This is a genomic window from Pseudomonas sp. 18.1.10 (assembly GCF_024655625.1).
Lineage (GTDB): Bacteria > Pseudomonadota > Gammaproteobacteria > Pseudomonadales > Pseudomonadaceae > Aquipseudomonas.
The window spans coordinates 1-9,232 of sequence record NZ_JANLGL010000212.1 but is presented as its reverse complement, the minus strand read 5'-3'; the positions used below and the strand labels follow the sequence as shown (position 1 = coordinate 9,232).

General features: G+C 61.3%; 9 protein-coding genes. All 9 read right to left on the bottom strand.

What is annotated here, in order from left to right; translation table 11 throughout:
• Positions 1 to 72: 72 nt before the first annotated feature.
• Positions 73 to 411: a GlpM family protein gene (locus NUV89_RS24670; RefSeq protein WP_257783374.1), complete on the bottom strand. Its 339-nt coding sequence runs from the start codon at positions 409 to 411 to the stop codon at positions 73 to 75.
• Positions 411 to 1,748, bottom strand: a complete 1,338-nt coding sequence (locus tag NUV89_RS24665) for a sigma-54 dependent transcriptional regulator (RefSeq protein ID WP_257783373.1) — start codon at positions 1,746 to 1,748, stop codon at positions 411 to 413. The genes NUV89_RS24670 and NUV89_RS24665 overlap by 1 nt, the downstream gene beginning before the upstream one ends.
• Complete coding sequence (locus NUV89_RS24660; RefSeq protein ID WP_257783372.1) at positions 1,745 to 3,646, bottom strand: sensor histidine kinase; 1,902 nt, start codon at positions 3,644 to 3,646, stop codon at positions 1,745 to 1,747. Before NUV89_RS24660 ends, NUV89_RS24665 begins: the two co-directional genes overlap by 4 nt.
• 217 nt (positions 3,647 to 3,863) lie before the next feature.
• Positions 3,864 to 4,598 (bottom strand): amino acid ABC transporter ATP-binding protein, encoded by a 735-nt coding sequence (locus NUV89_RS24655; RefSeq protein ID WP_017738301.1) that lies wholly within the window; start codon positions 4,596 to 4,598, stop codon positions 3,864 to 3,866.
• Entirely contained in the window at positions 4,595 to 5,266 is a 672-nt protein-coding gene (locus NUV89_RS24650) for an amino acid ABC transporter permease (RefSeq protein ID WP_257783371.1), read from the bottom strand. Before NUV89_RS24650 ends, NUV89_RS24655 begins: the two co-directional genes overlap by 4 nt.
• On the bottom strand, positions 5,266 to 6,012 hold the full coding sequence (locus NUV89_RS24645; protein ID WP_017738299.1) for an amino acid ABC transporter permease: 747 nt from the start codon (positions 6,010 to 6,012) through the stop codon (positions 5,266 to 5,268). Before NUV89_RS24645 ends, NUV89_RS24650 begins: the two co-directional genes overlap by 1 nt.
• Positions 6,013 to 6,205: 193 nt before the next feature.
• Entirely contained in the window at positions 6,206 to 7,132 is a 927-nt protein-coding gene (locus tag NUV89_RS24640) for a glutamate/aspartate ABC transporter substrate-binding protein (protein ID WP_133074503.1), read from the bottom strand.
• Between the two features lie 312 nt (positions 7,133 to 7,444).
• Positions 7,445 to 8,983, bottom strand: a complete 1,539-nt coding sequence (glpD, locus tag NUV89_RS24635; protein ID WP_257783369.1) for a glycerol-3-phosphate dehydrogenase — start codon at positions 8,981 to 8,983, stop codon at positions 7,445 to 7,447.
• The coding region (locus NUV89_RS24630) for a hypothetical protein (RefSeq protein WP_257783368.1) at positions 8,980 to 9,232 on the bottom strand (253 nt) is incomplete at its 5' end. The genes NUV89_RS24630 and glpD, both read right to left, overlap by 4 nt.

Sequence of the window (9,232 nt, the reverse complement as noted above, 5' to 3'; positions counted from 1 at the left end):
CAGTCAAAGATGTTCCAACTGAACCACCGCATTCGCGAGCAAGCCCGCTCCCACATTTTTAACCGAGTTGGGTCAGGTGTGCAGGCGTACCCAAACAGTGACCAATACAGTCGCGGCCATCAACCAAGCGACTGCCGCGACGGCCAGCGATGCTTCAAGCCGCAACCGATCCACCACCACATACAACGTCGCCAAATACACAAAATACGGAATGATCGACCACATCCCGAACAGGATCGTGGTCTTCAAATCCTCCACCGAACGGCCTTTGCCGACGATGTAGTGGGCGATCAACGCAAAGGTCGGAAACAGCGGCACCAGGCCCGCAATGTAATAGTTTTTGGTCTTGGCCAGCGCGGCCAGGATCAACACGACGGCCGCGCCCAGGGCGGCTTTCAGGAACAGATCCATCAGTGGCTCAACCCGTATTTCTTGACCTTGTCGAACAAGGTGGTCTTGGCCATGCCCAGTTCCAGGCTGGCCTGGGTCAGGTTGCCGCCGCTGCGTTGCAGGGCGTCGCCCAGCAGGTTGCGTTCGAAGGCTTCCACCGCTTCGGTGAATGCCAGGCCTTGGCCGCTGCCGGCGGCGCCGCTTTTCTTGAAGGCGGGCAGGCCAAGGGCGAAGCGTTCGGCGACGTTGCGCAGTTCGCGCACGTTGCCCGGCCAGTCGTGGCTCATGAGGCTCGACACGGTCTGGTTGTCCAGCTCTGGCGCGGCGCGGTCAAAGCGCAGGGACGACTGCTGCAGGAAGTGTTCGAACAGTTGCAGGATGTCTTCGCGGCGCTCGCGCAGGGGCGGCAGTTCCAGGGTCACCACGTTGAGGCGGTAATACAGGTCGCTGCGGAACTGGCTGGCGCGGCTCAACTCGTCGAGGTCGGACTTGGTGGCGGCGATCACCCGGCAATCCACCGCCACGCTCTGGTTCGAGCCCAGGCGTTCGAGGGTGCGTTCCTGCAACACCCGCAGCAATTTGATTTGCAGGTTGATCGGCATGCTTTCCACTTCGTCGAGGAACAGCGTGCCGTCGTGGGCGTGTTCGATCTTGCCGATGCGGCGTTTGCCGGCGCCGGTGAAGGCGTTGGCTTCGTGGCCGAAAATCTCGCTTTCGAACAGGTTTTCCGGTAGGCCGCCGCAGTTCAGGGCGACGAACTGGTGCGCGTGGCGGCGGCTGAAATCATGCAGGCAACGGGCGACCAGTTCCTTGCCGGTGCCGGTCTCGCCTTCGATCAGCACGTTGGCCGAGGTGTCGGCGACGTTGGCGATCAGCTCGCGCAGGTTCTGCATGGCCGGCGAGCGGCCGATGATGCGGCCTTCCAGGGAATCGCGCTCGGCCAGCTGGCGACGCAGCGCCCAGACTTCCCGCGCCAGCCCGCGTTGCTCCAGGGCGCGGCGGGCGACATCCACCAGGCGTTCGGGTGAGAAGGGTTTTTCCATGAAGTCATAGGCGCCATTGCGCATCGCGCCGACGGCCATGGAGATATCGCCATGCCCGGTAATCAGCACCACCGGCAGGCTTTTATCCAGGGCCTTGAGGCGGGTCAGCAACTCCAGGCCGTCGATGCCCGGCAGGCGGATATCGCTGATGACAATGCCCGCGAAGTTCTCGCCGATACGCTTGAGCGCCTCTTCGGCGCTGGCCACGCCGACGCTGGGAATATCTTCCAGGGCCAGGGCTTGCTGGCAACCCAGCAGCACGTGGGGATCGTCTTCGACAATCAGCACGGTGAGGTCTTTCGGATCAGTAGTCATGTCGGCTCAGCTTTTTGAGCGCCCACCAACGGCAGGCACAGGACAAAGGCGGTACCACCACCGACCGGATGCTCCACGGCAAGGTTGCCGCCGGTGGCTGCGGCGAGGCTGGCGGACAGGGTCAGGCCCAGGCCCAGGCCTTGCTCGCCGGGTTTGGTGGTGAAGAACGGTTCGAACAAATGCTTGCGCGCCTCGGGGTCGATGCCGTGGCCGTTGTCGCGCACGTGCAGGCGGTATTTGCCCTCGGCGCTGCTGCCGTCCAGCCACAGTTCGGGGGCCGGCTGGGCTTGCATGGCGTCGAGGGCGTTGCCGATCAGGTTAACCAGGATCTGCTCCAGGCGCGTCTGGTCGATCTGCAATTGAGCGTGGGAAAAGTCGCGGTGTACGGTCAGCGGCAGGCTGTCCAGGCGTGCGCCGAGGACCTGGAACGCGGCATCCACCGCCTTGCCCAGGTTGGCTTCGCCCTGGTCGTCACCGCGCCGGGCGAACGAGCGCAGGCTGGCGGTGATGCGGCCCATGCGGTCGATCAGTTCGTTGATGGTCTTGAGGTTGGCGCTGGCGGTGTCGAGGGCGCCGCGTTCAAGGAAGCGCACGGTATTGCCGGACAAGGTGCGCAGCGCGGCCAGCGGCTGGTTCAATTCGTGGGCGATGCTGGTGGACATCTGGCCGATGGCGGCCAGTTTGCCGGCCTGCACCAGTTCATCCTGGGCGCGGCGCAGGGTCTCTTCGGCCTGGCGCCGTTCGCGGATCTGGCCCTTGAGCCGTTCGTTGCTGGCGCGCAGGTCGGTGGTGCGTTCGGCAATCCGACGCTCCAGCTGGCTGTTGGCTTCCTGCAAGGCTTCCCTTGCAGCGAGGCGCGTGGCGATGACCTTGCGCCGCTCGTTCCAGGCGATCAGCAGGAAGGCCACCAGGCCAAAGGCCACGGCCACCAGGATGCCCTGGTTGATCGCGGCGCGGCGCAGGTCGTTGAGCGGGGTGAGCAGGGTGAAGTTCCACGGCGTGTCGTTCAGCGGGCGGGTTTGCGCCAGGTAGCTGACTTCGTGTTCGTCGTTGACCACTTCGCTGTTGGCCGGGAAGGTGAGCTTCTCGCTGCCTTCGTTGAGGCGCTCGCGGGCCAGGGGTTCCAGCTCGTTGAGCGTCGCCCAGTAATATTGCAGGCTGTGGGCCAGGCGGTCCTTGGTGTCATCGCTGAGCGGGCGCACGGCTTTGAGGCGGCGGGCCGGGTCGCTGGAGAGGATGATGATGCCGTTCTCGTCGCTGACAAAGGCTTCGAGGCGCGCGCGCTGCCAGCGTTCTTCCAGGGCTTCCAGGCGCACTTTGACCACGGCCACGCCGATGATCTTGCCGTGCTCCTCCAGGCCATGGGCCAGGTAGTAGCCGGGCTCGCCGTTGGTGCTGCCGATGCCGTAGAAACGCCCGGGCTGGCCGCGTACGGCGTTCTGGAAATAGGCGCGAAAGGACAGGTCTTCACCCTGGTAACTGTCGGCGTCGCGCCAGTTACTGGTGGCCAGCACACGGCCGGTGGTGTCCATCACGTAGATGGCCCGGCTGCGACTGCGTCGGTTCAGGCCTTCAAGGTAGTCGTTGACCGATTTGCGGGTTTCCTGGCTCGGCTCGGCCAGCAGCCTGGAGACGCTGGCTTCCAGCTCCAGCAGGCTTGGCAGGTAGGTGTATTTGCTCAGTTCGCTTTCGACAGTACGGGCGTGCAGCTCCAGCTGGCGTTCGCCGTTGTCGCTGAGGGTGCGGATGCCATAGTACTCACTGATCCAGAAGCCGACATAACCCAGGCCGATCATCAGGGCGACGATCAACGGCGGCAGGAACAGTTGGCGGATCAGGCGTGGTTTCACGGCAAGTGATGGCGGTGCGGCGCGAAATTGGTTGGGGTCGCATTTCATCACAGATGCCTTGGGTCAACCAGAGCTAGCCATCCTGCGCGGACCAATGTGGGAGCGGGCTTGTGTGGGAGCGGGCTTGCTCGCGAATGCGGTGGGTCAATGAAGAACCTATCGACTGACACTACGCCTTCGCGAGCAAGCCCGCTCCCACACAGCCCGCTCCCACACAAGCCCACTGTCACATGGACCGGTTTCTACAGTGGAAGCTGTGTAGTACTTAGTGTTGCAGGATTTTCTCAAGGAAGTGCTGCGCGCGTTCGGAGCGGGCGCTGATGTCGCCGAAGAACTCTTCTTTCGGGCAGTCTTCGATGATCTTGCCGGCGTCCATGAAGATCACGCGGTCGGCCACTTTGCGGGCGAAGCCCATTTCGTGGGTCACGCACATCATGGTCATGCCTTCCTGGGCCAGCTGCACCATCACGTCGAGCACTTCGTTGACCATTTCCGGGTCGAGGGCCGAGGTCGGTTCGTCGAACAGCATGACGATCGGGTCCATGGCCAGCGCGCGGGCAATCGCCACACGTTGTTGCTGGCCGCCGGAGAGTTGGCCAGGGTGCTTGTGGGCATGCGCCGACAGGCCGACGCGCTCCAGCAGTTGCAGGCCTTTCTTCGTGGCTTCTTCCTTGCTGCGGCCCAGCACCTTGATCTGCGCGATGGTCAGGTTTTCGGTGATGGTCAGGTGCGGGAACAGCTCGAAGTGCTGGAACACCATGCCCACGCGCGAGCGCAGTTTCGGCAGGTTGGTCTTCGGGTCGGCGATGGAGGTGCCGTCCACGATGATGTCGCCCTTCTGGAACGGTTCCAGTGCGTTGACGCACTTAATCAAGGTGGACTTGCCCGAGCCGGACGGCCCGCACACCACGATCACTTCGCCTTTTTTGACATCAGTGCTGCAATCGGTCAGCACCTGGAAGTCGCCATACCACTTGTTGATGTTCTTGATAGAGATCATACGGCAAACCTTTTTTGCAGACGCTTGACCAGCAGCGAGGCGGAAAAGCTGATGATGAAGTAGACGACACCGGCAAAGATCAGGAACTCATTGGAGCGGCCGATGATGTCGCCGTTGGAGCGGGCGGAGTTGAGGAAGTCCACCAGGCCCACGGTGTAGACCAGCGAGGTGTCCTGGAACAGGATGATCGACTGTTGCAGCAGCAACGGGGTCATCTTGCGGAACGCCTGGGGCAGGATGATGAGGCGCATGGTTTGGCCATAGGTCATGCCCATCGCTTGCGCTGCGCCCATCTGGCCCTTGGGGATCGACTGCACGCCGGCCCGCACGATTTCACAGAAGTACGCGGCTTCGAACATCATGAACGCCACGACGCAAGACGTGAACGCGCCGATCGGGGTGTCTTCGCCAGTGATCCAGCGCAGCACGAACGGCACCGCCAGGTAGAACCAGGTAATCACCAGCAGCAACGGGATCGAGCGGAAGTAGTTCACGTAGGCGCCGGCCAGGCGTGACAGCAACTTGTTGGACGACAGGCGCATCAGCGCGAGGACCGTACCCAATGCGATGCCGCCGACCACGCCCATGACCATCAGCTGCAAGGTCATGACCATACCGTTCCACAAGCCTGGGATAGCGGGGATGATACCGCTGAAATCGAGTTCCATTATTTACCCCCCACGGAGATCAGGCCGGGCACTGCGACTTTCTTCTCGACCAGGCGCATGAGCAGCATCAGGCTCATGTTCAGGGTGAAGTAGATCAGCGTGGCCAGGGTGAAGGCTTCAAACAGGTTGGCCGAGAACTCGGCGGTCTGCTTGGTTTGCGCCAGCAATTCCATCAGGCCGATCAAGGACGCCACGGAGGAGTTCTTGAACACGTTGAGGAATTCCGAGGTAAGCGGCGGAATGATGATCCGGTAGGCCTGGGGCAGCAGCACGTTCCAGTAGATCTGCGGCAGCTTGAAGCCCATGGCCCGCGCGGCGGATTCCTGGCCCCGTGGCAGTGCCTGGATGCCGGTACGCACTTGCTCGCACACCCGGGCGGCGGTGAACAGGCCCAGGCACACGACAACGCTCAGGTAGGCCGAGGTGGTCGGGTTGAGGTCTTGTTTGTACCAGTCCTGCAGGTTTTGCGGCAGCAGGTCGGGGATCAGGAAGTACCAGATGAACAGCTGCACCAGCAGCGGCACGTTACGAAACAGTTCCACGTAGCAGGTCGCGATGCCCGATACGAGGCGGTTTGGCACGGTGCGCATGACCCCCAGAATGGAGCCCAGCAGCAAGGCGATAATCCATGCCACGACAGCGATGGCGATGGTCCAGCCCAGGCCGGCGATGTACCAGTCGAGATAAGTCTCGCTGCCCACGCCGGTGGACTTGAAGAACACGCCCCAGTCCCAGTTGTAATTCATTAGGGTCTCCCCTCGAAGTCGATCAATGTACAAGCACCCGCTTGGGGAAAATCCATTCCCGCCCGACGGTGAACGCCAGGCACACAAGATCGGCTCGAAAACCGCCAGGTCGAGTGTTCCAAAAAAAGCCAGCAGGTAGTAACAGACGCCTGAGGGAGGGTTGGCTCCCTCAGGAGATAAGCTTAGTCAGGTATCAGATTTTTACGTCAGGCGCTGGTTTGTCGCTTGGGTTGGCGATCAGCTCCTTTACCTTGTCGCTCATCGGGAAGTTCAGGTTCAGGCCTTTTGGTGGGATCGGGCTCTCGAACCACTTGCTGTAGATCTTGTTGATCTCGCCGGATTTGTACAGGGCGACGATGGCGTCATCCACGGCCTTTTTGAAGGCTGGGTCGTCTTTACGCACCATGCACGCGTAGGCTTCGAAGGACTGCGGAGTACCGGTGATGACCCAATCGTCCGGCTTCTTGGCCTTGGCTTCTTCGCCGGCCAGCAGGGCGTCGTCCATCATGAACGCGACGGCGCGGCCGCTTTCCAGCATCTGGAAGGATTCGCCGTGGTCTTTGGCGGAGATGACGTTCATGCCCATCTGCTTGTCGGCGTTCATCGCCTTGATGATGCGCTCGGACGTGGTGCCGGCGGTGGTCACGACGTTCTTGCCTTTGAGGTCGGCGAAGTCAGCGTAGGACGGCTTGCCTTCCTTGTCTTTCTTGACCAGCAGACGGGTGCCGATTTCGAAGATGTTGACGGTGAAATCAACTTGCTGGGCGCGTTCGGCGTTGTTGGTCGTGGAGCCGCACTCGAGGTCCGCGGTGCCGTTCTGGATCAGCGGAATACGGGTTTGCGAGGTGACCAGGTTGTACTTGGCCTTCAGGTCGGGTTTGTTCAGGTCTTTTTTCAGTTGTTCAACGACGGCCAACTGAATGTCGTGGGAGTAGCCCACTGGCTTGCCCGAACCATCCGCGATGTAGGAAAACGGAATGGAGCTGTCGCGGTGCGCGAGGGTGATGGTGCCGGAGTCGTTGATTTTCTTCAGTGTGCCGGTGAGTTCGGCGGCGAAAACTGGAGTGCTGATCAGAGCAGCAGCGATAGCTGCGCCCAGGATATGGGGAACGATGCGCATCAATACTTCCTCGACATTTGTTTTTTTTATGAAGCCGGCTAAACGGCTCTCTTGTACAGCGAATGCCCGTGACGGCTCCTGAGGCGTCTCAGGCAATCGTCAGGGAGTGTAGAGCATGAGTCGTGCCAGACCTTAAACAAAAGGTTAACTCTATGATTTATAAGGTGATTAACTTTGTGTGACGGTGGGTTTTCCGAGATTTGATCCGGCAAACCGAATAGGCGGGGGTGTTGCGTTCGGAAAACCGAATGATCGAGCCCGTAAAAAAGCCCCTGGACCTTCCGGTGCAGGGGCTTTTGTGCGATCTGTCTGTCAGGCCGCTTCGATCTTGCCGCGATTGCGCTCAACCTTGGACAGATAACGCTGCACGTTGTCCTGTTCTTCCGGCGTGGTGAACAGGCCGAGCTTGGTGCGGCGCCACAATACGTCCTGGGGCTGGGTCGCCCATTCTTCCGTGCACAGGTAATCGACTTCGCGGGTGTACAGGCCGCCACCGAGGTGCTCGCCCAGGTCCGCCAGCGACTGTACGCCTTCCAGCAGGCGCCAGGTGCGGCTGCCGTAGGTGGTGGACCAGCGGCGCGCGATTTCGCTCGGCACCCAGTCGAACTTCTGGCGGATCGCGTCGGCCAGGGCTTCGGGCGTGGTCATGTCTTCGCCGCCGGGCAGGCTGGCCTTGGCGGTCCAGCTGGGGCGCATCTGCGTGAAGTACGGCGCCAGTTGCGCCATCGCCGACTCGGCGAGCTTGCGGTAGGTGGTCAGCTTGCCGCCAAACACCGACAGGATCGGCGCTTCGCCCGTGCCGCCGGAGAGCGCCAGGGTGTAGTCGCGGGTAATGGCGGACGGGTTATCGGACTCGTCGTTGCACAGCGGGCGTACACCGGAGTAGGTGTGCACGATGTCGTCGCGGCTCAGTTGTTTCTTGAAGTGCGCGTTGACCACCTTGAGCATGTAGTCGGTTTCACCTTCGGTGATTGCCACTTTTGCCGGGTCGCCGGTGTATTCGCGGTCGGTGGTGCCGATGATGGTCAGGTGGTTCAGGTACGGAATGGTGAAGACGATGCGCTGGTCTTCGTTCTGCAGGATGTGCGCGTGGGCGCCTTCGTACAGTTTCGGCACGATCAGGTGGCTGCCCTGGATCAAGCGGATGCCGTAGGGCGAATCCAGCTTGAGGTCGTCCTTGATGAACTTGGCGACCCATGGGCCAGCGGCGTTGACCAATGCGCGGGCACGAATCGAGAACAGGCTGCCATCGGCGCGTTCCATGTTCATTTCCCACAGGCCCTTGCTGCGGTGTGCGCTGATGCAACGGGTCTGGGTGTGGATATGCGCGCCTTTCTCGCGGGCGGCCATGGCGTTCAGCACCACGAGGCGGGCGTCATCGACCCAGCAGTCGGAATATTCGAAGCCTTTGGTGATTTCGCTTTTCAGCGGGCTGTCGGCGCCGAACTTGAGGCTTTTCGAACCGGCGAGTTTTTCGCGCTTGCCGAGGTTGTCGTACAGGAACAGGCCGGCACGAATCATCCACGCCGGGCGCAGGTGCGGGCGGTGCGGCAACACGAAACGCATCTGCTTGACGATGTGCGGGGCCTTGGCCAGCAGCACTTCACGTTCGGCGAGGGCTTCGCGCACCAGGCGGAATTCGTAATGTTCGAGGTAGCGCAGGCCGCCGTGGATCAGCTTGCTGCTGGCGGAAGAGGTGTGGCTGGCCAGGTCGTCCTTTTCGCAAAGGAACACCGACAAACCGCGCCCGGCTGCGTCTGCTGCAATCCCGACGCCATTGATCCCGCCGCCGATTACGGCGACGTCATAGACTTCGGCAAGCGGTGGAGCAGGCAAGGTGGAAGGGTTCATCGGCTGGCCTCGCGATTTTTTCGTCTTGGAATTCGAACATTAATGTTCATTTGCGAAAATGGTAGCTGATAAATGCGCGCGCAGCCACCCGAGTTCGATTGAAAAAATTCATCGAAGGGCTGGGGAAGGAAAATTTGTGAACATGAGCCAGAGGCAGGCTTGGGGAGGTCGGTGTTGGATAGATCGCCTTCGCGGGCAAGCCCGCTCCCACATTGGACTGCATTCCTATGCTGGAACTCGGTCAACTGT

Excerpts from the sequence above, each read along its gene's own strand:
- NUV89_RS24670 (WP_257783374.1), bottom strand. The coding sequence starts at position 411 with ATGGATCTGTTCCTGAAAGCCGCCCTGGGCGCGGCCGTCGTGTTGATC.
- NUV89_RS24665 (WP_257783373.1), bottom strand. The coding sequence starts at position 1,748 with ATGACTACTGATCCGAAAGACCTCACCGTGCTGATTGTCGAAGACGAT.
- NUV89_RS24660 (WP_257783372.1), bottom strand. The coding sequence starts at position 3,646 with ATGAAATGCGACCCCAACCAATTTCGCGCCGCACCGCCATCACTTGCC.
- NUV89_RS24655 (WP_017738301.1), bottom strand. The coding sequence starts at position 4,598 with ATGATCTCTATCAAGAACATCAACAAGTGGTATGGCGACTTCCAGGTG.
- NUV89_RS24650 (WP_257783371.1), bottom strand. The coding sequence starts at position 5,266 with ATGGAACTCGATTTCAGCGGTATCATCCCCGCTATCCCAGGCTTGTGG.
- NUV89_RS24645 (WP_017738299.1), bottom strand. The coding sequence starts at position 6,012 with ATGAATTACAACTGGGACTGGGGCGTGTTCTTCAAGTCCACCGGCGTG.
- NUV89_RS24640 (WP_133074503.1), bottom strand. The coding sequence starts at position 7,132 with ATGCGCATCGTTCCCCATATCCTGGGCGCAGCTATCGCTGCTGCTCTG.
- glpD (WP_257783369.1), bottom strand. The coding sequence starts at position 8,983 with ATGAACCCTTCCACCTTGCCTGCTCCACCGCTTGCCGAAGTCTATGAC.